Source organism: Alteromonas sp. V450 (genome assembly GCF_001885075.1).
GTDB lineage: Bacteria > Pseudomonadota > Gammaproteobacteria > Enterobacterales > Alteromonadaceae > Alteromonas.
Genome location: NZ_MODU01000004.1, coordinates 809419 through 835407, shown reverse-complemented (window position 1 = coordinate 835407; position 25989 = coordinate 809419). Strand labels below are relative to the sequence as shown.

Sequence of the window (25989 nt, the reverse complement as noted above, 5' to 3'; positions counted from 1 at the left end):
TGCTTAGATTTTGCCTACTAGGTCAAGAGAAGGTGCAAGTGTTGCTTCGCCTTCTTTCCATTTAGCTGGGCAAACTTCACCTGGGTTATTTGCAACATATTGTGCAGCTTTAATCTTACGTACTAAATCGTCTGCGTCACGACCGATGCCTTCAGAAGTGATTTCCATTGCCTGAATGATACCTTCTGGGTCTACAACGAATGTAGCACGGTCAGCAAGACCCATGTTTTCACGCATACAATCAAAGTTACGAGTGATTTCGCCAGTAGGGTCGCCAATCATTGCAAACTTAATCTTGTTGATCGTGTCAGAAGAATCGTGCCATGCTTTGTGAGTGAAGTGTGTGTCAGTAGATACTGAGAATACTTCTACGCCACGAGACTGAAGCTCTTCGTACTTATCAGCGATGTCGCCAAGTTCAGTTGGGCAAACAAATGTGAAGTCAGCTGGGTAAAATACGAAAACTGCCCATTTACCTTTGATGTCTTCGCTGCTTACGTCTACGAATTCGCCATCTTTAAATGCAGTTGCTTTAAAAGGTTTGATAGCAGTATTGATCAATGCCATGTTTAATTCTCCATTTGGTTTAAATTATTTCCGCACGTTAAACACATGCAGATACAAACTTTACGTTTATTGTGTCGACATGGTTTTACACTTTGGTGAAGATAATCACTTTTCGTTTAAATCATGTCTTTTCGAACTGGTGATAAGAATAACGTGTGGTGACGAAAAACACTAATTAGTAAAAATGAATCGCTTAATCAGGTTATTGAATTGAACGAGAATTAAGACAAAACAGTGAGACAGCCTATGAGAGAAACTTTTATAAAAGAAAATATCGCGCTTGTAGACAAGATTTATCCCTCAGCGAACCTTGAAAAGCATAGAAAGATGACGACTAGCCCTTTTGTATTTTTCCGAGGCAGCGCTCAATTATATTATGCTGACATCGCGAATCAAACGATTGCGTTCCCTAACGCATTTGACGAAATTCCACTCACCAGCATTGTAGGCGACTGTCATTGCTCAAATTTCGGCTTTCTCACCGAAGAAGGTTCCCACGGAGATACCGTTATATTTTCACCAAATGATTTTGACGATGCATGCGTAGGTAAGGCACAGTGGGATATATTGCGCTTCATCTCCTCATTGTCATTAGCACAACAACACTGTAACGGTGTTGTCCTTGGCAATTATTGTGATGACGACATAAATATGTCTAAGCAGGTTGTCGATGACGAAGCAGTGATACGTGCACAAATGGCATTTATCGATGCTTACACCGCGACCTGTGAACGCGTTACCAACGATTCGAAAACCATTTATGAGGCCATGGATAATCGACCCGATGCCATAAATAGTAAGCTATCGAAGCTTTACGACAAAGCAGTACGACGCTCGGCGGGGGGAATAGAATTTTTAACAAAAAGTGCTCTAGCAAAAGCAATCGCTGTTTCGAGCAATGCCATATCGTTTAAAACCCTACCATCAAAGTTTGAAGCACTGTCTCGTGACGACTATAAACTCCTTCATGCGGCATTTTCCCCCTATATGGATGATACTATTATTGATATCGTCCGCCGCGTACGGTCAGGAACAGGTTCTGTCAATATGGAACGGTATTACTTTCTTGTTGGCCCATCCGTTCCCTACTCTTCAACACATATTTCTTACTGTCATGTTGTAGAAGTGAAACAGCAGCGATGTGCTGCCCCGCTGTACTTTTTCCCGGATATGAATCCAGTGAATGCACTGAATGCAGCCCATTTAACCGCGCGAAGTCAACGACGAATGCAGCGAAAACCTGATCTTATTCTCGATTCGGTTAGCTTTAATGACTCGCTTTTCTTGGTCCGCTCTAGACATCACGCGCGAGTAGGAATTACTCCAGCAGATATTGTTATGGGCAAAAAAGCGATAGCCGGTGGATTGTCTTATTTTGCCCAACTGTGCGGATACACGTTGGCATTGGCTCACTGTCGTGGCGATAGACGCAGTACTCGATTCGCACAGAAAGCATACCCAATAATTGCACAGCATAAAGAATCACTTATCAGTTTGGCGAAGCACCATGTAGAACAGGTACTCTACGATCACTCGCTTTTCACTGAGCTATGTAAAAACGAAGTAACGCCTTTCAATAAATATACGAATTAATTTTTACTTTAAAAACCTCAATAGCATTATTTAACGGTAGTGAAGCTAAATTATTACAACCCAAAGGCATAAATAAACTTACCCAAAACACTTAACCCTTTGTTTTTAAGGTATAAGTTAAAAATCAGCTTGAATAAGGTTAAGTTATATCTATCTTTACGAAACCCCTTTACGGTAGTCATTGCAATTGAAAGATTGCAAGCAAAATCTGATTCATCACTGTGCTTAAACGCGCAACAAACGGCTTTCTTGCGCAGCCAGTGATGAATAAGCACTAAAAAAAATAACGAATACTACAAAGGGAAAATGACGTGAAAACATCATTAAACTTACTATCAGCGGGTATACTGACTGCCCTATCGGCAACCTCAGCGCAAGCGAATGATATTGTGATCAGCGGTGTCATCGATGGCCCGCTTTCTGGTGGCGTGCCAAAAGCTGTCGAACTTTATGTCATAAATGATATTTCAGATTTGTCTGAATACGGTATTGGCACAGCAAACAATGGCGGTGGCACCGACGGCGAAGAGTTTACTTTCCCTGCGGTTTCAGCAAGTGCCGGGTCTTATATCTATGTGGCGTCAGAGATAGATGGCTTTACTGCATTCTTTGGAAATGCACCAGATTACACCTCATCAGCAATGGGTATAAATGGCGATGACGCTATCGAGTTATTTAACAATGGCGGTGTAATTGACACTTTTGGTGATATCAATACCGATGGAACCGGCACTGCTTGGGAATACCTTGACGGATGGGCGTACCGCAATACCGGAGAGGTGACTAACGGCGGAAACTTTGACGCCAACAACTGGACATTCAGTGGTGTGAATGCGCTAGACAACTCATCTTCTAATAGTGAAGCTTCCACCGCCTTCCCCATTGCAACGTTCTCAACAGATAGCGATGGCTCAGTTGTAGTCACACCAGAAGAACCAGTGGTTGAGCTTGGCGTATGTGGTGCAAGCGCCACCTTAATCAGTACAATTCAAGGTAGCGAAAGCGCTTCTGGAGAAGTCGGAAATGGTCACACAGTTGAAGCTGTGATTACAGGTGTGCGAGACGGCGGATTTTTCGTTCAAGAAGAAGTTGCCGATAACGACGATAGTGACACGACCTCAGAAGGTATTTTTGTGGATGGTAGCACTGAAATTAGCGTTGGAAATACCATTCGACTTCACGGCGAAATTAAAGAAAACTTTGGTATGACAACCATTGAGATGAACGCCGACGTAGCAGCACTAGACTGTGGTACTGCTGAAGCGATTACGCCTGTGTCGTTAGCGATGCCGTATGAGGTTGATTTAGAAACACTTGAGGGCATGGTGGTTAGCGTAACAGATGCTACAGTGACGAGCTTGAACAACCTGTGGCGTTTCGGTGAAATTGTGGTAAGCGACAGCGTTAAACGTCAACCAACTGATGTAGCTGCACCACTCACTGATGCTTTCAATGAAGCCGTAGCTGAGAGTGAAGCCAGCTTACTTACCATTGAGGACAGCAGCGGCTCTCGTTTTCCAGAGGCGGTAAGCTTCTACCCTACTTTTAGTTATGCTGATGCCATTCGCGTTGGCGATAGCGTATCTGCCGCTGGCCCACTTAATTTTAGCTTTGGTACCTACCGTATTAATCCAACTGATGTGATTGAACTCACGTCAACACGAGAGGCTACACCTACTGTTACTGAAGGAAATCTGTCAGTTGCCACGTTTAACGTACTGAATTATTTCAACGGTGATGTAGATTCAAACGGCAACGTTACTTTTGACTTCGACGGTAACCGTGGTGCGGAAAGCGAAAACGAGTTCGCTCTTCAGCAAGGCCGCATTGTTTCTGCCATTGTTAATTTAAACGCCGACGTTGTTGGACTGATGGAAATTGAGAATGACGCATTTGGAGACGATAGCGCGATTAAAGCACTTGTAGACGTTGTAAATGCAGAGCTTGGTGAGTCAGAACAATACTCATTTATTTCTACTGCAGACGGCGCGGAAATAGGCACAGATGCAATTACGGTTGGGCTATTATTTAAGCCTTCAGTAGTAACACCTGTTGGTGACGCGCAAATTGTCGCAATGCCCGAGCAACAAATTAGCGAAGATCGTCTCGCTCGTATGCGACCAAGCCTTGTACAAAGCTTTAGCCACATTGAGAGTGAAAAGACCTTTGCGGTTGCAGTAAACCATTTTAAATCTAAAGGTTCACAGTGTGCTGAGGACCGTGCAGATTCGCCGTCTCAAATTACTACGCTGCAAGGTAGCTGTAATGCGCTACGCGTTTCTGCTGCAGTTACGCTTGGCAACGCACTTGACGATGAAAATTTACCAGAACGCAAAATTATTCTTGGTGATTTAAATGCATACAGTGCAGAAGATCCTGTAGCTGTGCTCACTGACTATACGCCAGAAGCACGTGGCTATACCATCATGACGGCTGTTAATACCGGTATGAATGATGGTGAGTCTGTGGAAGTTACAGAAAACTACGGATACCGTAACTTGGCAAAAGAATTTGACGAAAACGGCTATTCATATTGGTTCTTCGGGTCAGAGCAAGTGGGTAGTTTAGACCATGTACTTGCGAATGACGCAATGCTGGCAGACGCCGTCGACGGCACACACTGGAATATCAACTCGGTAGAAGCCTATCAGTTACAATACGATCAAGCGCTTCAGCATTATCCAGATGAAGAGGGTTATGCTTTCACCGATATTGGTCCATATCGTAGTTCAGATCATGATCCTTTCATTGCAACGTTTAATCTTGTAGCTGATGTTGTTGTCGAAGAGCCACAGGATGAAGAAAAAAGCTCTGGTGGCGCGATGGGAGGTATCTTAGCGCTTCTAGCAGCTATGGTTGGCTTTCGCCGTCGCTTTTCTACTGTTAAAAAATAATAGGCCAGCGTCTAATAAATAATAAATTTGTAGGCCCACATAACGTGGGCCTTTTTACAAAGCACTAGTTTTTTGACACGACCTCTCTCATTATCCCATCGTAGTTTGAATTACTGTTTTTAAATCCAATTGCCTCTATATACTGGTCTCGCTTCTTCGCTTGTGCTATCGATAACGAATGCGCCGCTAACATGTCGACAGCCCTAAGTGCTACCTCAACTTGCTGTTCAGAGAGCATGCTTAAACACTTTAGCTGTGCGCTCACTTTTAGTAGGCTGAGGGCTAATTGCTTATCGTGAGGCGATAGTGTCATCGCTTGTTTCAAATTATTAAATGCAGGAAGCAGTCGATTTTCTCGATAGTTGACGGTGGCCATGTGCTTCAATTCTTTAGCGGTAAAATGGATTTCCTTACGCTCTATAGACTCTTGATTTAAATAGGCATTAACAACTTGAGACGCGAAAGCATCGCCCTGGATTTGTTTCTGTAAGTCGTCGATGACTCGCGCACACTGTTCTCGCATACCAAGTTCATGAAATGCCTTCATTTTATCAAGGCTATCTTCTATTGATAGGCCATCAATAGACACAACGTGCCGCTCCATCAACGCTGCGGCCTCAGTCTTTCTTTGTTTGAGGCACAGCAAACGAGCCCTCAAAATATCGACTTGGTCACTAAAAAAGTTTTGTACGCCTTTCACCTGAACAAAATCATTAAGTTCAGCTTCCGCTTTTGTAACGTACTTTTCGCTTTCATCTCCTTGCAAATTAGTTGCAAGGTCGAGAATAGAACGAATGACATTGAGCGTTAGTTGAGGCGATTCGTGAATTGAATTCTTAGCAAATTTCGCCATATTTTGTACCGCGGATAATTGGCCCACGTTGTCATGGTTTAAACGCGCAAGTGCCCAAAGTCTTTTATTGCGCTCAATGTTCCGAGGTGCCAAGCGGCTAGCTTCCTTCATTTGTTCATAAGCATCGTTATACTGTTCTTTTTCAATATAAAACTGTGCCAAGAGGTCAAGGGTGAGAAATTTTGTATCGCTGCGAACTAATAAATTTTCAACGGCGGCCAGCGTGTCTTGCAAGGCGTCTCGCTTTAAAAGTGTTTTCACTAAGCCCAAGTGAACCCACGCGTGGTCCATAGTCTGCAATAGGTCACGATAGTAGATTTCAGCCGCTTCAAAGTCTTTTAATTGAAACAAACAGTCGCCTATTACGCGTTTTATTCTGGGGTGGTATTCCTGTAAATCATTATTTTTTAGATGTCTTTCAGCAAAATACATTGCCGCGGCAAAGTCACCATTTTGCATACAGTAGCGCATTTTGTGAAGCTTCTGGCGTGCCTGAATTAAATACGTTAATCGCGATTCTACCAGCGTGCGTTGAAGTGGTTTTACCCAAAAATCGTCAGGCTGAAGTTCAACAATACAGTTTACCAACTCTGGTGAGGTTTCAGCACTGAGGAAAATTACCGTTGTTGTATCTTTGATATGCCCTAGGTGTTTAAGCTCTTCGAATAAATGAAAGCCGTCTTTGTCTTGGCTAACGTTAAACGCTATCAATACGAAATCAAACTCTTTGGCGTCACACAATCGTTTTGCATGAAATGCGTTGAAAGCGCTGGTTACCTCTCTGATCCCTATTTCGTGCAAAGCAGAGCCAATGACTTCGTGGACTAGCCCTTGGTTGTCTATGACTAAAACGCTAATATCATCTTTTGGTGTTGGCGCTGGTATATTCTCGAGCATTGGATATTCTTTTTCGCTGCTTTCCCTGTTTGCGCTTTTTTATCTACAAGACGATGGGTAATCAAATGGTTGCCCCACCGCCTTGATGCTTGTGAGCAGCATTATTGCACGCAGCAGCTCACGTTTTAATAAGCCCGACACAGATTAGAGCGTGTTGAAATCGAAATAGTTCGCGCAAAAAGATTAGCACGCGCTATACAAAATAATACATAGCATAGAATCATAGGTTTATACCAGTCCACATAAATGATTAGCTTCCCTACGAGTCGAAAGATAGCCGTCATCTCCGCGCTTTATTACAGGTACACGAGTCTACACCAAGTTGACACGTCAAAGAGTACAGGCTTTTGAGACTCGCGTTTTTGAGAGCGTTGTTATTTATGAGGAACGATATTAGTTTATTTTGGTGGGTCGATATTATCGTTAACACTACCGTTCACTCTAAACCAGCCTGCCACCGAGTGACGCTCACGTGTCGACGGCAACACCTCATGCGGAAACTTTTCACTCAAAAACACGACAAATGTGCCCTTTTCCGGCAACACAGAAATACCATTAATATCATTATCGTTGGCATAGAGTATCAATTCGCCACCGTCCTGCGGTTGCCAACTCTCGTTTAGATAAGTTACTAAAGACAGTACACGATTACCTTGACCTCTAAACGCATCTACATGGCGTTTGTAATATTTACCCGGTGAATAACATGCAAAATGGCTTTCAAAGGAAAACAACCCCATAAACAGCGTTTTATTGATATACGTTTTAAGCGCTTCACACCAAGCTAGCCACAGTGCACCCTGCTCAGATTCACCAGTTATCCAGCAAATTTCATCTCCTCTTATCTTAGATGCGTGCTGGAACTTATCCGCTCTACCAATACCTGCATGCGAATAATGATTCGAAGACAGCGCTCCCTGACATTCGATTAACGCTTGCGTTACAAACGATGGCATACCTCCTTTTTGAATGGAAACGCCATCGCTTACTAAGTCGCTGACGACATTTTCAAATACTTCCTCATCAAAAACATATAAAGGCTTATAACGGTTTAGTGGCTCTATATTCATGTCATGTTACCTAAAAATTCAAGCCGCGGTTATACGCCTGAAGAGTTTGCCTTTCAACAGGTGGACCATCGTTTCTACACGCTAATTTTTTGTCGATAAAATAAAAAAATCTTATCGCTTTGAACAAACGTAAATATCGCGCATATTTTTTGCTTGTTATTTTTCAACTATATTAAAAACGCAACTAAAGCCGTGTAAATTTCAAAAGCATGTGGTTTACGTAAAGGGATAGCTAATGAGTCAAGATCAAACACAAATAGAAGAAACAGAGCACCACCTTGATTTAAGGAACTTACGTCTAGACGACTACAGCGACGTGAAAACCTTGATGGATGAAGTGTATGTCAACGTTGGTGGTGCGTGGCCCTACTCAAATTATAAAGCGCAAGTGACCACGTTCCCAGAGGGACAAATATGTATTGAAGACAAAGGAAAAGTTGTCGCTTTCGCAATTTCCGTTATCGTAGATTACGATCAATTTGGTGATAAACACAGCTACGATGAAATTACTGGTGATGCCTATTTGACAACGCACGATCCAAACGGCGACGTATTGTATGGTGTTGAAGTAATTGTTTCTCCAGAATATCGGGGGTTGCGCCTCGGCCGAAGGCTCTATGAAGCGCGTAAAGAATTGTGTCGCAATCTAAATCTAAAATCGATTATGGCTGGAGGCCGAATTCCGAACTACAAAAACTACGCCCACGAATTGTCTCCTTACGAATACATTGAACAAGTAAAATTAAAAGATATCTACGATCCGATCCTTACGTTTCAGCTTTCCAATGGATTTGAAGTTAAGCAGGTCATGTCTGCTTATTTACCTGAAGACGAAGCTTCAAAAGGCTATGCAACGCTATTACAGTGGCATAATATTTATTTCGAGCCAGGCACCCAATCTTTGATCGCAAGCAGAAAAAGTAGCGCTCGAATTGGCTGTATACAGTGGCAAATGCGCTACTTTAATAATGTAGAAGAACTGCTTCAACAAGTAGAATATTTTGTTGACGCATTATCAGATTATTCATGTGATGTTGCATTATTCCCAGAGTTTTTTAACGCCCCGCTAATGGGTTTGAGTCCCTCAGATTCGTCTATAGATGCTATTTGGCATCTAGCGACATACACCGATGAAATTCTTACCGCCGTTTCACACCTTGCTGTCTCTTACAACATAACGATTATTGCAGGTTCAATGCCTATTGTTGAGGAAGATCAGCTCTATAATGTTAGCTATATTTGTAAGCGTGATGGCACGATTGAAAGTCAATACAAATTGCATCCCACCCCTCATGAAAAAGAAGATTGGATAATGAAAGGTGGGAACAGCCTAAAAACTTTTGATACTGATTTTGGTAAAATTGGCGTGCTAATTTGCTACGACGTTGAATTCCCTGAACTTGCAAGAATATTATCGGACCAAGAGATGCAAATTTTATTTGTTCCTTTTTGGACTGATACAAAAAATGGGTATTTACGCGTTCGTCGTTGTGCGCAAGCAAGGGCTATCGAAAATGAGTGTTATGTGGCAATTGCAGGAAGCGTAGGTAATTTACCGAAAGTTGACAATGTTGATATTCAATATGGTCAAACCGCCGTATTTTCACCAAGCGATTTTGCGTTTCCACACGATGCTATTGTGTCGGAGACCACGCCAAATACTGAGATGACCCTTATTGTGGATTTGGATCTAGATAAGCTCACCAAGCTTCAAAATGAGGGGTCAGTAAGAAATTACCTAGACAGACGACGCGATCTCTATCGCGTTGAATGGATTGGTGAACAGTCGTAACCCTGCCGTTCCCCTCGATATGGGGGGAACTCAATTCATTTAATGCAAGCCGTAGAATTTACGTTAAATTAGCGATACCATGATACAAAAGAGAAGCGCTTGCAACGCAGTTTCTACTTAATAACGATAACAAAATATGAAGTAAAATGAGTATGCACACCACAAGGTGATGAATGCTTGCGCTAAAAGACTAAAGCTTGTACGCAAACGCTACGTATCAAGGCTTACAACGAGATATAGATACAATTATGTCAAACAATTCGAAGAACGACGAGTTTCCAACAATAAGACTAGATGAAGAAGACCGTCGAGACTATCAAGCTAAAAGGCAGGCCGCACCAGTTAAAAACACCGCGGCAACCTCCGCTGGTTCGGCAAATTCAAGTAAACCATCAGTCCAATCAAGTGGAAATGGTGTTTGGCTTTCACTAGTCACTATTGTTGCACTCGCTGCCTGTGGCGGATGCTACTACCTGTTTACTTTACTACAACAGCAACAGAGCATTGCTGAACAAGCCGAAAAGCGAATAGTACAACTAGAAAACAAACTATCAGCCACCGGGGAAGAGATTGGCGAGTCAACTGTTGCACTGCAGGTAAAAGTAACTGAACTTTCCAATAAAACAAACGAATTATGGGAGCAGATGGACAAGCTATGGGCATCTGCATGGCGTCGTAATCAAAAAGAAATTGCCGACTTAGGTGATCGTGTTGGTAATGTGCAAACCGCACTTAGCAAGGATATCTCGGCGTCAAAAGCGGACATTGAGTCTCAAAGTGCGCGCATTGGCTCTCTGAAAAATCAACTCACATCTCTTGCCGATGAACTGCTAGCGGTAAACGTGCAGCTTGAACAAGCGACAACAGACAAAAATAGCGCGCAACAGACGGTACGAAACTTGTCAGACAAGCTATCTGTATTGGAGCAACGTAACACCACACTATCAGGTAGAATTACCAGTTTAGAAAACGAAATTCGAGAGATAGCAACAAAAGTGGTGTCCCGTCCCAGCGGTAACACGGGCTCAACTACCAATCCTTAGACGAAACTCCTAATCAATACTTATCATGACAGTCAGGGGCTTATCGCCCCTTTCTTTTTGCCGTGTTAAAATAATACTCAAACAAATAAAGGAACAATGGCTCAATGAGCGATCAGGCGTTAAAACGTTTAAACAAATACATCAGTGACACGGGTCTCTGCTCACGTAGAGAAGCAGACAAACTTATTGAGCAAAATCGTGTAACAATCAACGACCAACAACCAGAATTAGGTAGTAAAGTTGGCCCTGATGATAGTGTAAAAGTCGATGGAAAAATAATCGGTGCTGTGGCTAATGATAAATCAGACCGCGTATACATTGTTTACAATAAGCCCATTGGGATCACATGTACTACAGAGCGCCATGTCAAAGGAAATATTATTGACGCTATAAAGCACAAAAATAGAATTTTTCCCGTTGGCCGTTTAGATAAACCGTCTGAAGGTCTAATCATTCTCACTAGCGATGGCGATATAGTAAACAAAATTCTTCGCGCGGAAAACGCGCATGATAAAGAATATGAAGTCACCGTTAATCAACCTATCAGTGACCGCTTCATAAAGCGCATGGAAAGAGGCGTTCCTATATTGGGTACTGTAACTAAGCCATGTACAGCGCGTGCAACCGGCAGAAATACTTTCACAATTATTCTTACACAAGGACTCAATCGACAAATTAGAAGAATGTGCGAGTTTTTAGGCTATGAGGTTACAAAGCTTAAACGAACGAGAATAATGCATTTGGAGCTCGACCGGTTAAAGCCTGGGCAATGGCGCAATCTGACGGACGCCGAACTTAAGAAGTTACACCAGTCAGTTAAATCATCGACAAAAACCTCCATCAAGAATATTGATAGAACAAATACACAGCAAGGCAACAGAGACAAAAGTTAGAAATACCACACAACTTCGATAAATTTGGTCTAAGCTTTTCATACACAACACATTTAATTACTTTCACCTTGGACCAATTTAATTTTCAATTTCTAACCAACGAGCTTGCACAAAATACGTTAATACCATCATGGTATGACCCCATTCTGGTCGCTGCGTCTATTCTCATTGCTATTAGCTCTTCATATATCGCGTTTCAAACCATATCAAGAATTGAAAACGCGTCTAACGGCAAGGAACAGGTGATTTGGCGAATATGCTCTTCACTGTTTTTTGGAATAGGAATTTGGGCCATGCATTTTGTCGGCATGCTCGCCTACAATATTGGAATTCCGATTGGCTATGACATTGCAACGACGTTGGTTTCTATTATTCCAGCAGTATTTGCAAGCTATATCGTTGTTTCATCCAAGACGCTAAGCCAGACCACGCTATTTTTGCGAAGTGCATTAATGGGGGTTGGGATTGGCAGCATGCACTATGTCGGCATGTCAGCCATGCGAATGAATGCCATAATGGCATACGACATGCCTCTTTTCCTATTATCAGTCATCGTCGCAATTTTGCTTTCCTATGTGGCTTTATATGCAAGTGACAAGCAAAGGAAATCCAAATTAAAACAACGTCATATTGGTATTTTCATAGCGTCAACCGTCATGGGGCTCGCAATTTCTTCGATGCATTACATTGGCATGTCTTCAATGCTAGTTTTTGAAGGTCCAAGCATGCATGGGATATACGATGCCGCCTCTTCGAATGAACTCATCAACGTCATTTTATTGGTCTTACTCGCGTCAAGTGTTTTTCTACTACTTCTACTTGAGGTGAGAGCGAGATTGCTGCTTACATCTCGTTTAGCGGCGGTGTTAAGTAGCGTGCAAGAAGGCTTTATTAATTTCGATAGTAACGGCACAGTAACGTTTGCAAATAGCGCAGCAGCAAGGCTTTTTTCTTTACAAAAAAAAGAAATGGTTAATAGGGACATTCAGCAATTATTAGTAAGTGACCATACAAATTCAAATGCCGTGTTAAGCAATGTGTCCAAGTTACTCGATGGCGAACTCTCAGTATCTGAGAAACTATACGGCGTAAAATCAGACAAAAGCCAGTTTCCTGTCCTGTGCACCTTCACTTTACTGTCTCAATCCAAAAATGATTTTGTTTGTACACTAAAAGATCTAACCGACTTAAATCGACAAGAGGTATTCACACAAACCGTTTTCGATAACCTCCCTTTGTCTATTGTGGTTAAACGTGCGACCGACCTGACATTCAGCCATGTTAATCAGGCAGCTGAACGCACATTGGGCATGAACAAATTAGCGTTGATTGGAATATCAGACTTTGAACTTTTTACCGAGCAAGAAGCTGCACGCATTACAGCGTCAGATACTCAAGTGATTGAAAGCGGAGTCCCTGCCTTAATAGAAGAAGAGCCTGTTACTATTGAAGGCGAAACACGGTATATCACTACCCGTAAAGTCCCTATTTTTGAGCATCCCCAGTCAGACAAAGTCAGCTTTTTGCTGTGGCTATCAGAGGACGTGACTGAACTTCGTACCGCCCGTGAAGAGCTTGTAAAAATCAATCAAAGGATGTCAATGGCTGCTGACGCTGCACAACTAGGCTTTTGGGAATGGAACACAAAAACCAATGCGCTAATCTGGGACGATTGGATGCATCGAATTTACGATGTACCTAAAAATCCAGAACCAACAGACTACTCAGTATGGGCGTCCTCTGTGCATGCAGATGATTATCAAAACGTGCTAAAAGAACTTCAACACGCGGTTGATTCCGGTAGTAAATTCAACACGCAATTTCGCGTGAACTTGTCAAATGGAGAGACACGCTACATTAAAGCTGACGGAAAAATAGTTGGCCATAGAATGTTTGGTGTAAATGTGGATGTCACCGATAGAGTTGTTGCAGAAAAAGAAGCCGAACGTTTATCACGAACCGATGCATTAACAGGCCTCGCTAATAGAGTGGCATTAGATGAATTCAGTGACAATGAAATTGCAAGAAGCCAGAGAAGCGGAACAAGCATATACTGCATTTATATCGACCTTGATAAGTTTAAGCCTATTAATGATCGTTACGGGCATAAAACAGGCGACGATGTGCTCATTGAAATAGCGAAGCGCCTTAAGAGCACCGTCCGCGAAATAGATTGTGTTGCACGTATTGGCGGTGACGAATTCATTGTTATGCTCACTGAGATTACCGGTGCAATTGATGTAACACATATGTGTTCAAGAATTAATTTTGAGCTCAGCGCGCCTATTAACTTAGGCTCACTAAAAGTAGAGGTAGGAGCGAGTATTGGCACGTCGGTTTACCCTAAAGATGGGAAAGATTTAGACAGCTTACTCGTAGTTGCTGATGCTAAGATGTATGAAAACAAAGTTACAAATCACAGCTCTCGCTGAGTGGCTAATGATCTATGCGAAATGGTATTTGCTAATTCTCAACACTGTGTAATTTCTAGATTGCATAAAAAAAGCGCCCAATGGGCGCTTTTCTTGAAACCTAGTCTTATCGACGTAGACCTAGACGCTTGATAAGGTCAAGGTAACGCTCAGCGTTCTTGCCTTTAAGGTAGTCTAGAAGCTTACGACGTTGGCTAACCATACGTAGAAGACCACGACGTGAGTGGTGATCTTTCTTGTGATCAGCAAAGTGACCTTGAAGCTTGTTGATGTTGTGAGTAAGCAAAGCAACTTGAACTTCTGGTGAACCAGTATCGCCTTCTTTAACGCCGTACTCAGCAATGATGTTTGCGGTTTCTGCTTTAGTTAGTGACATATCATTCTCCTAATATTAATGCTTCGCCGATCACTAATTCAGCAAAGCGGAATGAGGGCCGTATTATAATGACGTTTACAGACATAGCAAGCCATAAACCGTCTTTATTTACCGGCGCAGCTACGATGGATAAACAACCCGACGTTTTGGGTTAACAAACACTTCTTGTTTGGGGATACCTTGGTCTTTTGGGTCAAGAACCCCTTCCCCTACGCCTAAGAAAATACCACTCGTATCGTCGCCATGGTAAACGCGGTAAGACACGCCTTCACGTAGCGCTTCGCTACAAATCCCTTTTACAGATTGGCCGTTATCAAAACGGTTTCTTTCAGCGTCGTTAATGGTCACAAATGGTAAACGACTTACGGCAGTATCCATAGGAATCAATAAGTCATCCAACGCTTTAAAGTCACCGTCTTCCAGTGATGCCTGAATTTCAATTAACTTGTCCAGCGAGACCATTTTATCCGTAGGATAGTCTGCTACTTCCGTACGGTGTAAGCGAGTCACGTAGGCGCCACAGCCAAGGTTCTGACCTAAATCATCTACGATAGAGCGAATGTAAGTGCCCTTGCTGCATTTAATGCGCATTTCTACAAATGGCAGTTCAATACGCAGTACATCTAATTCATACACTTCAATATCACGGGGTTCACGCTCAATCTCTATACCTTGACGTGCATAGTGATAAAGCGGCTTACCTTGATGTTTAAGCGCTGAAAACATGGACGGGATTTGTTTACTCTTACCGAGAAACGCCAAGCACGCATCACGTACTTGTTCTTCGCTGACTTCTACAGGCTTTTCTTCAACCACGTCGCCATCGGCGTCAGACGTGGTGGTGCGAACACCTAGTTGAGCGGTAACTTCGTAAGTCTTTTCAGCATCTAAAAGAAACTGAGAAAACTTCGTAGCTTCCCCCAAGCAAAGGGGCAACATGCCACTGGCAAGGGGATCAAGTGCGCCTGTATGCCCAGCCTTCGCAGCTTTATACAGCCAGCGCACTTTTTGAAGCAGTTGGTTAGATGACCCACCAAGCGGTTTATCAAGCAATACTATGCCGTTAATCTCACGGCCTTTACGACGTCTTGCCATTTACTCCTGCTCTTGTGGATCGTCTTTATCGCGCTTTGACTCATCTTTTGCGATGGTCTGCGACACAAGATTAGAGATACGCATACCTTCAACAATAGACTTATCTTCAAAGAAGTGAAGATCTGGAACTGAGCGCATGCGAATACGTTTAGCTAGAATACTACGAATAAACTTTTTGTATTCTGCCAGTTGTTTAACTTGCGCTTTACCTTCTTCTTCGGTGCTGTTGTAGATAGTCACAAAAATTTTTGCATGCGCTAAGTCGCGCGATACATCTACGTCAGAAACCGTAATCAAAGGCATGTCGCCAACGCGGTGCTTGTATTCATTTTGCAGAATGCTCGCCACTTCTTTATGAACTTGCTGAGCAACTCTGTCGGTACGTGAAAATTCACGGGCCATTATACTCTCCTTTCCTTATTTAACGCAGGACATGCGCGAGGTCTGTTTGCTGAATACAGACAAAAACGGGAGCACTCGGCCCCCGTTTCTCACATGCCGAATTAACTAAGGCAATTAAATTTCGCGCTTAACCTCAACGATTTCGAAGACCTCGATTTGGTCGCCTACTTTCACGTCGTTGTAGTTCTTAACGCCGATACCACATTCCATACCGTTACGTACTTCTTGAACGTCGTCTTTAAAGCGACGTAGTGACTCAAGTTCACCTTCGTAAATTACTACGTTGTCGCGAAGTACACGGATTGGGTTGCTACGCTTAACGTTACCTTCAGTAACCATACAGCCCGCAATTGCGCCCAGTTTCGGTGACTTAAATACGTCACGTACTTCTGCAAGGCCAATGATTTCCTGCTTGAATTCTGGTGCAAGCATACCACTCATGGCCGCTTTCACTTCGTCAATTAGGTTATAGATAACGCTGTAGTAACGTAAATCAATTTCTTCAGCTTCTAGTACGCGACGCGCTGTAGCATCGGCACGAACGTTAAAGCCTAGTACGATAGCGCCTGATGCAGCCGCAAGGGTTGCGTCAGTTTCAGTGATACCACCTACACCACTACCTACAATGTTCACTTTTACTTCAGACGTAGAAAGCTTAACCAATGATTCAGAAATCGCTTCTACAGAACCCTGTACGTCAGCTTTAAGTACGATGTTAAGTTCGCTAACGTCACCTGATTCCATGTTCGCAAACATGTTTTCAAGTTTCGCTTTTTGCTGACGAGCAAGTTTAAGTTCACGTTTCTTCTGGTGACGCTTGGCTGCTACTTCACGCGCTTTACGCTCGTCTTTAACAACGGCTGCGTCTTCACCTGCTACCGGAACACCAGACAATCCTAATACCTCGACTGGTGTTGATGGGCCAGCAAGCTTCATCTCTTTACCGTTTTCATCGCGCATAGCACGAACACGACCGTACTCTTCACCACAAAGTAGAATGTCTCCAGCGCGTAATTGGCCTTCTTGAACCAATACAGATGCTACTGGGCCACGACCTTTATCAAGGCGAGATTCAATAACTATACCGCGACCTGGACCTTCAGCTACTGCTTTAAGGTCAAGAACTTCAGCTTGTAGAACGATAGCTTCAAGCAGTTCGTCAACGCCCATACCTGTTTTCGCAGAAACGTTACAGAACTGGTGCTCACCGCCCCACTCTTCTGAGATAACTTCTAGTTGAGATAGCTCAGTTTTAACGCGATCGGGGTCAGCGGTTTCTTTATCCATTTTGTTCACTGCAACGATAAGAGGTACGCCAGCAGCCCGAGCATGCTGTACCGCTTCTTTCGTTTGAGGCATTACGCCGTCATCGGCAGCAACAACAAGAATAACGATATCCGTCGCTGTAGCACCACGAGCACGCATTGCGGTAAATGCGGCGTGTCCAGGTGTATCTAGGAACGTGATTTCGCCATTTTCTGTTTCTACTTTATATGCACCAATGTGCTGGGTAATACCACCGGCTTCACCGTCTGCAACTTTCGCCCGACGAATGTAGTCAAGCAATGACGTTTTACCGTGGTCAACGTGACCCATGATAGTTACAACAGGTGCACGTGTGGTTTTTTCACCGCCAGTGCCATCTGCCAACAACTCATCTTCTAGTGCATTGTCGTTCACAAGCTCAAATTTGTGGCCCATTTCTTCAACTACTAGCACTGCAGTATCTTGGTCTAGTACTTGGTTAATAGTGGCCATTTCGCCCATCTTCATCATCGTTTTGATAACTTCGTTAGACTTAATAGCAAGCTTGCTTGCTAATTCGCCAACGGTGATGGTTGCGCCAAGCTTAACAACACGCTCTACAGGTGCAGCTGGCTTGTTAAAGCCTTGCTTAAGATGCTCACCCGCGTTTTTCTTCGACTTACGACGACGGCGTGATGAACGCTCAACCTGCATGTCTTCTTCGTCTTCAGCTTCTTGAGCATAACGATTAGAGTGCAAGTGAACTTCTTCAGCTTCTTCTTTCTTCCTGCGCTCTTCTTCTTCCTTCCAGCGACGCTCGTTTTCTTCAGCAAGTTTACGCGCTTCATCAGCCGCTTTCTTTGCTTCTTCTTCAAGCTTCTTCTGTGCCTCTTCTTCTTGCGCTTTACGAAGACGCTCTTCTTCCTGACGAGCCGCTTCCGCTTCCGCTTTTTCAGCTTCAGTTAGCTCTGGTTCGTCTTTCTTGCGTGCTTCAGCTTCTTTCTTCGCTTGCTCAGCACGACGTGCGCGCTCTTCTTCAGCAGCTTTCTTCGCTTCTTCAGCTTTACGCGCTTTCTCTTCAGCCGCTTTTTTCGCTTCAGCCGCTGCTTTTTCTTCCGCTTCGCGCTTCAGACGTGCTTCTTCTTCAAGACGTTTTGCCTCTTCTTCCGCCTGACGCTGCTGTTCTTCAACATCGCTACGCTTAACGTATGTGCGCTTTTTACGTACTTCCACTTTCACTTCTTTAGACTTACCAACACTTAATGTGCTTGTTGTCTTACGCTTGAGTGTCATACGCGTCGGTTCAGCAGCGCTGCCGTGTTGCTTACTTAAATGATCCAATAGTTTTTGTTTCTCGTCTTCGTTTACCTGATCGCCGGCACTCTTAGTGATACCCGCGTCTTTAAACTGGCCAACCAATCGGTCAACGGTCGTACCAATGTCGCTGGCGAGCTTTTCAATAGATACATCTGCCATTACGTAATTTTCCCCCTGTTGACCTTACTCTTCTTCACTGAACCAAACGATGTTACGAGCCGCCATAATTAATGCGCCGGCTTTCTCTTCGTCAAGTTCATCGATATCGCTGATATCATCGGTACCTTGTTCTGCTAATTCTTCAAGGTCGGTAACGCCGCGGCTGGCCAACACATAGGCCACGTGTTTACTCATACCTTCAAGATTTAATAAGGCTTCTGTAGGCTCTGCACCTTCAAGCGATTCTTCGTTCGCCAGTGCACGCGTGGTTAGGAAAGCGCGCGCTCGATTGCGCAGCTCTTCAACCATTTCTTCATCTAACCCTTCAACCGCTAGAAGTTCACTTGCTGGCACGTATGCCACTTCTTCTAGCGTTGTAAAGCCTTCATCTACTAGGACAGACGCGAACTCCTCGTCAATGTCCAAACCAGCAGTAAATAGATCAAGTACCTTCGCGTTTTCTTCTTCGTGCTTCTTGTTGAGGTCGTCTACCGTCATCACGTTAAGTTCCCAGCCCGTAAGCTGGCTAGCTAGGCGAACGTTTTGACCACTACGGCCAATTGCTTGTGCTAAGTTGTCTGCTTCAACCGCTACGTCCATGCTGTTGCTGTCTTCATCAACAACGATTGACGCCACTTCGGCGGGAGCCATTGCATTGATAACGAATTGCGCTGGGTTTTCGTCCCATAGCACGATATCAACACGTTCACCGCCAAGTTCACCAGATACGGCTTGTACACGTGAACCACGCATACCAACACACGCACCTACTGGATCTAAGCGTTTGTCGTTAGTTTTAACCGCAATTTTTGCACGAGAGCCCGGATCACGCGCCGCAGATTTAATTTCTAGTGTCTCTTCCGCAATTTCTGGCACTTCTAAGCGGAACAGTTCAACTAGCATGTCTGGGTGCGTACGGCTGATAAACAACTGTGCTCCACGCGCTTCTGGACGAATCACGTAAAGAAGACCACGTACACGGTCACCCGGGCGGAACGTTTCGCGAGGAAGCATGTCATCGCGGTAGATAACACCTTCAGCGTTGTTACCTAAGTCGATGATGATGTTGTCACGGTTTACTTTCTTAACCGTACCAGTAACCAATTCACCTACTTTATCTTCGTACTCAGCAATCATTTGCTGACGCTCAGCTTCACGTACTTTTTGTACGATCACTTGCTTAGCGGTTTGCGTAGTTATGCGGTCGAATTTTATAGATTCAATCTGTTCTTCCACATAATCGCCAAGTTGTATTTCAGGTTCGTCAATTTGTGCCGCAGAAATCGTAATTTCAGCAAAAGGGTTTTCCTGTTCTTGATCATCAGGAATAACCAACCAGCGACGGAATGTATCAAAGTCACCAGACGTTCTGTCGATGCTTACACGAACTTCAATCTCGCCTTCGTTTTTCTTTTTGGTTGCACTAGCGATTGCATACTCTAGCGCTTCAAAAATTTTCTCTCTAGGCACTTGTTTTTCATTTGAAACGGCTTCCGCCACTAACAAAATTTCTTTATTCATTTTCGCCTCTCTTATGCTTTCGTCGTTGAAAGCAGAGCTGTTCCGTTAATCGAACGTGGGAACAACGTTACCTTTTTCGATATTCGCCACAGCTAACTGGAACTGCTGGCCATCCACTTCAATACTCACGATGCCGTTTTCACACGCAAGTACTTTGCCTTTAAAATTACGTCTGTCGTCCATCGGCATAGACAGACGAACTTGAACCACTTCACCCACAGACTCGATATAATGCTTCTCTTTGAAAAGCGGTCTGTCCATACCCGGTGATGACACTTCCAAGTTATATTCAGTGCTAATTGGATCTTCAACGTCCAAAATTGCGCTAACCTGATGACTTACATCTGCACAATCATCTACGGTAATACCGTTTTCATGATCAATAAAAACGCGAAGAATAGAATGTTTCCCCGCTCGTACAAACTCGATGCCAACCAACTCAAAACCCAGTGCTTCAACACCTGGCTCTAACATTTCGGTTAGTTTCTCTTCAAGTTTTGCCAATGCAAACCTCCAAAAACGAAAAAAGGGCCTAAAGCCCACCTGTCATCACCCGGCTCAGCAAGGCTGACTCCAGGTTTTAATACAACAAAAAGCCCCGGACTAGCGGGGCTTTTATTAAAATTCTGAACCCATACCTGCCGCGAAGGCAGTTGCAAGCCTATGGGTAAAAGCACCTCAAAGGTGACAACTTGCTATCAACAAGTGCGTTACTATCCTGTGTATTGAGGGAGCCCGCTCTCGTTGAATGATGGGTGTATTATACTGACAGGTGACGCATTAAGCAACAGCGAATAATGGATAGACTTAGTCTTCGTCTCTAAAATTCGCCTTAATCTCAAGAATTTTAGGCAGGATGCTTACCATTAATTCAACGAGTGCCGGGTCAAAGTGTTTGCCTTTTTGCTCGTTTAAAAAATCGACCGCTCTTTGTATGCTCCACGCATCTTTGTATGGCCTTTTACTCGTAAGCGCATCGAACACATCGGCAATAGCGCAAATTCTGCCCTCAATGGGTATCTCCTCACCCATTAATCCGTTTGGATACCCGCTACCGTCCCACTTTTCGTGATGCGTCAGCGACACAGACTTCGCCACGTTTAGCAAAACAGAGTCTCCACAGTCGCCGATAATTTCAGCACCAATTTCTGGGTGCTGCTTCATGGTGGCGAATTCTTCGTCTGTGAGTTTACCGGGTTTCAGCATTATACTGTCCGCAATACCGATTTTGCCTAAATCATGCATTGGCGCAGCATGTAACAGTATTTCCGCTTGCGCTTCTGATAACCCATAAGCTAATGCCAATTCTTTAGCATAATGGCTCATTCTCATAACATGCATGCCGGTTTCGTTGTCTTTATACTCAGCTGCTCTTCCCAACCGCTGCACAACTTGCAATCGACTTTCTAACAATGCATCAGAACGCACTAAATTCAAGTGAGTTCTAACTCGCGCTTTAACAACGGCTGGTGAGATAGGTTTGGTGATATAGTCGACAGCACCAGCATCAAATCCTTCGGTCTCGTCAACTTCGTCGCTTAACGCTGTAACAAAAATAATTGGAATGGACTTCGTTTGCTCCTTTTCCTTTAAGAGCCTACATACTTCAAAGCCGGTTAGCCCAGGCATCATAACATCGAGTAAAATCAGGTTAGGTCGACTTGTTGTTGCTAATTTAATTGCCTCGTCACCATTCTTAGCAAACACCAGTTGATAATCTGAAGCAAGTAGTTGTTTTAACACTCTCAAGTTAACTGGCTCATCATCGACGAGTAATAATGTAGCCTTCGTACTTTCTTGTTCTAACATGTTTAGCCTCTATTTTGCATCAGGGCTTCGAGTAATACATCAATTTGTTCCTTCGCAAGCTCAAACTCAAAATCATCAATGTATTCTAATATTTGCAATATAAGGTCGCTAAATTCAGGGCTGTTTAATTCACGCAAAAATACAAGCTCGTCCTCATCGACCATATTTCGTTCAACACTGCCACTTAACGATACAAGGTGCTTATGCAGTAGTGCGTTGTCAACACTTTCATTTATGGATTGTTCTGCATATAGCGGTGTTTTGTTCAAACTATTCTCTATTCGCTCTATTGCATCTCTAAGGTTGTTTACCTCATCGATATTCAATACACCTTTATGTGCCTTCGCTTCAATTTCCCTTACAGTGCAGAAGAAAGAGGTAAGGCAAAGATTACCCGCAGTACCTTTCAATCCGTGTGCAATTGTTGCCACTTCCTTATAATTACCGTCAAGCGCTAGGCGCATCAACGTGTCTACTTTATTTCTACATGTACTAATGAACTTATCAATTTCTTTAAATACCGTTTTTTCATCACCCCATAACTGCGTTGCTTTAGGTATATCTATAATTGAACTTTCAATGCCAAGTGAATGACATTCACGGTGTTCAGTGGACGAATGAGTTTCGTTTTTAACTTTACGATTTTTCAACCGCAATACTCGAGCTATCTCATCCAGTAATATGCCGAAGTCAACGGGCTTGTTAGCAAACCCCTGCATGCCTGCCCGCTGCGCAGCGTGTCTATCCTGAATGAGCACACTCGCGGTAAGCGCAATAATTGGCAAGGCAGGTAGGCCATGTTGCTTTTCAAACTCGCGACGTTGTTTTGAAGCTTCAATACCGTCCAGCTTTGGCATTTGTAAGTCCATCAATACGACATCAAAAACCTGCTCATTCATTTTTTCTAGCGCCTCAACGCCATCAGATGCAGTTACTACACTATGCCCTGAGCGCGTTAACAAAAGCGTAAGAAGTTCTACATTCTGCTCGACATCATCAACAACCAAAATGTTGAGCGCTTTTTCTAATTGCGTTATCTGTGACAGGGAGGCTTCATGGCTTTGCGCTTTTAGTTCTGTTTCTTCAAATGGCAACGTGAAACTGAATGTTGTCCCTTGCCCTTTTTTACTACGAACACTAATTTCCCCACCCATCAATTCAACCAGTTGTTTTGAAATGGTCGTTCCAAGCCCGGTGCCGCCATACTTTCTACTCATCGATGCATCAGCTTGAGAAAACGGATCAAAGACCTTGTCTACTTGGTCGCCAGTCATACCAATACCAGTATCAGAAACTTCAAAAACAATCGCGTTACCTTCACTTTTTACGTTAACCGCCACCTTACCTTCGTGGGTAAACTTCACCGCGTTTCCAATCAGGTTATTAAGGACTTGTCGCATTCTTTCTGGTACGCCTATGTACACGTTTGCCACCGAACGCTCTACATTTAGAAATAAGTCAACTTTCTTACGCTTTGCTTCAAGCCAAAATGTCGATATAACCAAATCCAATTCTTCTCGTATGACAAATTCGCGGTATTCGAGATCCAACTTACCTTTATCAAGTTTGGCACTATCGAGAATATCGTTAAGGAGGTGAAGTAGTGATCGTGCTGAGCGGTTAATAGTAGTTAGATGAGATTTCTGTTCATCACGTAAAGACTCGCCTAGCATAAGATCACTGAAGCCAATAATCGCGTTCATTGGCGTTCTAATTTCATGACTCATATTAGCGAGGAATGCTGTTCGCGCGGCAGCGGCTTGCTCGGCTTTATCCTTCGCAGCTTTGAGTTCATTTTCCATTTCTTTTCTGTGAGTAATGTCAGAAATAAAACCGTCTACATAAAGCGTATTACCTTGTTCATCCTTAACGTATACACCGTGTTCTGTTACCCATTTTACATCGCCATTTTTCGTTATGATGCGATATTCAAAGGAAAAACTGTCGCTTTTTTTATTACTTTGAACCAGACGTTCAACATCGTCTGGATGGTAGAGGTCTACAAACGACCTCTTGGGATTAGGTAGGATAAATTCTTCAGGTGAATATCCAGTGACTTCCAATACTGCATCGCTGATGAACACCATAGGCCAGCCCGGCATATTCAAACACCGATAAGCCATTCCAGGAATATTAGAAATAAGACTTCTAAACTTAGCCTCGCTTTCTCTAAGTGCGTCTTCCATTTCTTTTCTTTTACGCAAATCAGATGCAAAAGAAACAAATACGGGTTTGTCGTCTATTTTTGTGAAGCCGACGCCAATACGCGCGGGGATACGTTCTCCGTCTTTTCGCAAAATTTCGACTTCTCGGCCCGTGCCGATTATTTGCTCAGTAGGAACGACTCGTTGATTAAAGAAGTCGTCACCATATAAATGGCGTCTCTCTGGTGTTACTAAATCTGTGGCCTTCATGCCGATAATTTCAGCCTGTGTATACCCGTAGATATGCTTTACTGCCGGATTGGCTGTCTTAATTATGCCGCTGCTGTCTACAGTTAAAATTGCGTCGACAGCGGTATCGGTTATTGCACTTTGGATACGCTCACTTTCAATGGCTCTCATCATTACATCGCGATATTTAAACAGTAAACTGATCCCAAGAACCATGGTGATCAATATCAACGTAACAATAGCGGTCGATATTGCGAGATAAACCGCGATATCCGAACTTTGCCCTGACGTTTCAATACCTGGAGGAGCGACAAAGCGCGCAGCAGCCATACCTGTATAATGCATACCTGCAATGGCTAGCCCCATGACAACGCTGGCCAACACAACGTGTTTTCCCAACATCTTTTTTGACTTGATTGCTGACGCAATACCAAATTTTATCCAAAGCGATATCATTGCTAACAACACCGCTACGACAATAGACAAAGCAAACATTGTGGGGTCGTAGCGCAGCAAAGGTGCCATTTCCATAGCCGCCATACCACTATAATGCATTGTTCCGATACCAGCACCGACTAATACACCACCAAACATTATTTGAGAAAAAGAAATCCGATTCTTCGTGAGAAGGTGCAAAGCAACCAACGCCGCTGCGATGCCTGGTAAAGATGAAAGCGCGGTTATGGTAACGTCATAATTAACAGGCAGGCACAAATCAAACGCAGTCATGCCTAAAAAGTGCATCGACCAGATGCCACCGCCCAATGCAACGCTTCCCGTTGCTAACAGTGTGTTACGACGGACCCTGTCTTCTGTTACCGCAGCTTGGCCAGCAACATTAAACGCCATGAATGCCGCGAAAATCGCTATTAATAGCGACAACACAACGAGCGGAAAATGGTAAGAACCTTCGAGTAGATTGGCGCTTTGCTCAACGCTAAAAAAACGGCTAATCATCTTTATGGCTACTACCTTTCTAATTTATTTGGGCGAATATATCGATGCGGGTGAATGAATGACCCTCTAATGTTTATAAATTAGCACACTGTAAAAAAGAGTATACCTTTATAAATCATAATATCAGTTTTGCAGAGGTAAGATGTTATACAAAACCGCATAGATCATTACCCTCTCAGCGAGAATAAAAATGTTCGTAATCGTGGCGTGTTACCGCAGGTATAGTGGCATCACGAATCCAAAGTGAGCGAGACTAAAAATTCACTCGGAAAACGCCAACACGTGGAAGACTGAAAGGAATAAGGAATTTAAAAAATAAAAAACCCAGCAAATGCTGGGTTTAAATTGGTTGCGGGAGCAGGATTTGAACCTACGACCTTCGGGTTATGAGCCCGACGAGCTACCAGACTGCTCCATCCCGCGCTTGTACGTTAAACGCTGTGACACAACGCTTCAAAATCTGTTTATTTTCTGTGGTTGCGGGAGCAGGATTTGAACCTACGACCTTCGGGTTATGAGCCCGACGAGCTACCAGACTGCTCCATCCCGCGCCAGAAAATTTGCATTTCAGTGATTTGCTTCAGCGCCTCGCCTCAATGTGGTGCGTATTATACATAGGGACTTGGCTAACACAAGTGCCTAACATTGAAATATTTCAATTTTTTGATCGTTCGCGGTTAA

Annotated in this window: 17 protein-coding genes and 2 tRNA genes; 6 read left to right on the top strand and 13 right to left on the bottom strand. The window is 43.5% G+C overall.

The window, feature by feature from the left end:
- Positions 1–3 precede the first annotated feature (3 nt).
- The gene (gene ahpC, locus BK026_RS03640; RefSeq protein WP_071814587.1) at positions 4–567 is read right to left on the bottom strand and encodes an alkyl hydroperoxide reductase subunit C; all 564 of its coding nucleotides are present in this window, start codon (positions 565–567) and stop codon (positions 4–6) included.
- 246 nt (positions 568–813) lie between these two features.
- On the opposite strand from ahpC, the gene BK026_RS03635 reads away from it, so the two are divergent.
- Both BK026_RS03635 and BK026_RS03630 read left to right on the top strand, forming a co-directional pair.
- Complete coding sequence (locus BK026_RS03635) at positions 814–2160, top strand: DUF2252 family protein (protein WP_071814586.1); 1347 nt, start codon at positions 814–816, stop codon at positions 2158–2160.
- Positions 2161–2471: 311 nt separating this feature from the next.
- Entirely contained in the window at positions 2472–5054 is a 2583-nt protein-coding gene (locus tag BK026_RS03630; RefSeq protein ID WP_071814585.1) for an ExeM/NucH family extracellular endonuclease, read from the top strand.
- Between the two features lie 64 nt (positions 5055–5118).
- Here BK026_RS03630 and BK026_RS03625 read toward each other — a convergent pair whose 3' ends face one another.
- Together BK026_RS03625 and BK026_RS03620 are read right to left on the bottom strand one after the other, a co-directional pair.
- Positions 5119–6804: a response regulator gene (locus BK026_RS03625; RefSeq protein ID WP_071814584.1), complete on the bottom strand. Its 1686-nt coding sequence runs from the start codon at positions 6802–6804 to the stop codon at positions 5119–5121.
- 398 nt (positions 6805–7202) lie between these two features.
- Positions 7203–7874 (bottom strand): 2OG-Fe(II) oxygenase, encoded by a 672-nt coding sequence (locus tag BK026_RS03620; protein ID WP_071814583.1) that lies wholly within the window; start codon positions 7872–7874, stop codon positions 7203–7205.
- A gap of 235 nt (positions 7875–8109) precedes the next feature.
- Here BK026_RS03620 and BK026_RS03615 point away from each other — a divergent pair, with 235 nt between their 5' ends.
- The 4 genes from BK026_RS03615 (at position 8110) to BK026_RS03600 (ending at position 14034) form a co-directional block, all read left to right on the top strand.
- Positions 8110–9666 carry a bifunctional GNAT family N-acetyltransferase/carbon-nitrogen hydrolase family protein gene (locus tag BK026_RS03615; RefSeq protein ID WP_071814582.1) on the top strand — a complete coding sequence of 519 codons (1557 nt, stop codon included), beginning with the start codon at positions 8110–8112 and terminating at the stop codon, positions 9664–9666.
- 248 nt (positions 9667–9914) lie between these two features.
- Entirely contained in the window at positions 9915–10709 is a 795-nt protein-coding gene (locus tag BK026_RS03610; protein WP_071817473.1) for a hypothetical protein, read from the top strand.
- 104 nt (positions 10710–10813) lie between these two features.
- Complete coding sequence (gene rluF, locus BK026_RS03605) at positions 10814–11602, top strand: 23S rRNA pseudouridine(2604) synthase RluF (protein ID WP_071814581.1); 789 nt, start codon at positions 10814–10816, stop codon at positions 11600–11602.
- A 68-nt stretch (positions 11603–11670) separates the two neighbouring features.
- Complete coding sequence (locus BK026_RS03600) at positions 11671–14034, top strand: diguanylate cyclase domain-containing protein (RefSeq protein WP_083574999.1); 2364 nt, start codon at positions 11671–11673, stop codon at positions 14032–14034.
- A gap of 106 nt (positions 14035–14140) precedes the next feature.
- Here BK026_RS03600 and rpsO read toward each other — a convergent pair whose 3' ends face one another.
- The 10 genes from rpsO to BK026_RS03550 form a co-directional block, all read right to left on the bottom strand.
- Complete coding sequence (rpsO, locus tag BK026_RS03595) at positions 14141–14410, bottom strand: 30S ribosomal protein S15 (RefSeq protein ID WP_071814580.1); 270 nt, start codon at positions 14408–14410, stop codon at positions 14141–14143.
- A gap of 120 nt (positions 14411–14530) precedes the next feature.
- Entirely contained in the window at positions 14531–15505 is a 975-nt protein-coding gene (gene truB / locus BK026_RS03590; RefSeq protein WP_071814579.1) for a tRNA pseudouridine(55) synthase TruB, read from the bottom strand.
- Positions 15506–15907: a 30S ribosome-binding factor RbfA gene (gene rbfA, locus BK026_RS03585; protein WP_071814578.1), complete on the bottom strand. Its 402-nt coding sequence runs from the start codon at positions 15905–15907 to the stop codon at positions 15506–15508. It abuts the gene before it with no gap.
- Positions 15908–16021: 114 nt separating this feature from the next.
- Entirely contained in the window at positions 16022–18628 is a 2607-nt protein-coding gene (gene infB / locus BK026_RS03580; protein WP_071814577.1) for a translation initiation factor IF-2, read from the bottom strand.
- A gap of 24 nt (positions 18629–18652) precedes the next feature.
- Entirely contained in the window at positions 18653–20149 is a 1497-nt protein-coding gene (gene nusA, locus BK026_RS03575; protein ID WP_071814576.1) for a transcription termination factor NusA, read from the bottom strand.
- 45 nt (positions 20150–20194) lie between these two features.
- Entirely contained in the window at positions 20195–20653 is a 459-nt protein-coding gene (gene rimP, locus BK026_RS03570; RefSeq protein WP_071817471.1) for a ribosome maturation factor RimP, read from the bottom strand.
- Positions 20654–20956: 303 nt separating this feature from the next.
- Positions 20957–21958 carry a two-component system response regulator gene (locus tag BK026_RS03565; RefSeq protein WP_071814575.1) on the bottom strand — a complete coding sequence of 334 codons (1002 nt, stop codon included), beginning with the start codon at positions 21956–21958 and terminating at the stop codon, positions 20957–20959.
- A 2-nt stretch (positions 21959–21960) separates the two neighbouring features.
- Complete coding sequence (locus BK026_RS03560; protein WP_071814574.1) at positions 21961–25308, bottom strand: MHYT domain-containing protein; 3348 nt, start codon at positions 25306–25308, stop codon at positions 21961–21963.
- A 346-nt stretch (positions 25309–25654) separates the two neighbouring features.
- Positions 25655–25731, bottom strand: a tRNA-Met gene (locus tag BK026_RS03555).
- Positions 25732–25782: 51 nt separating this feature from the next.
- A tRNA-Met gene (locus BK026_RS03550) sits at positions 25783–25859 on the bottom strand.
- Between the last annotated feature and the right edge of the window lie 130 nt (positions 25860–25989).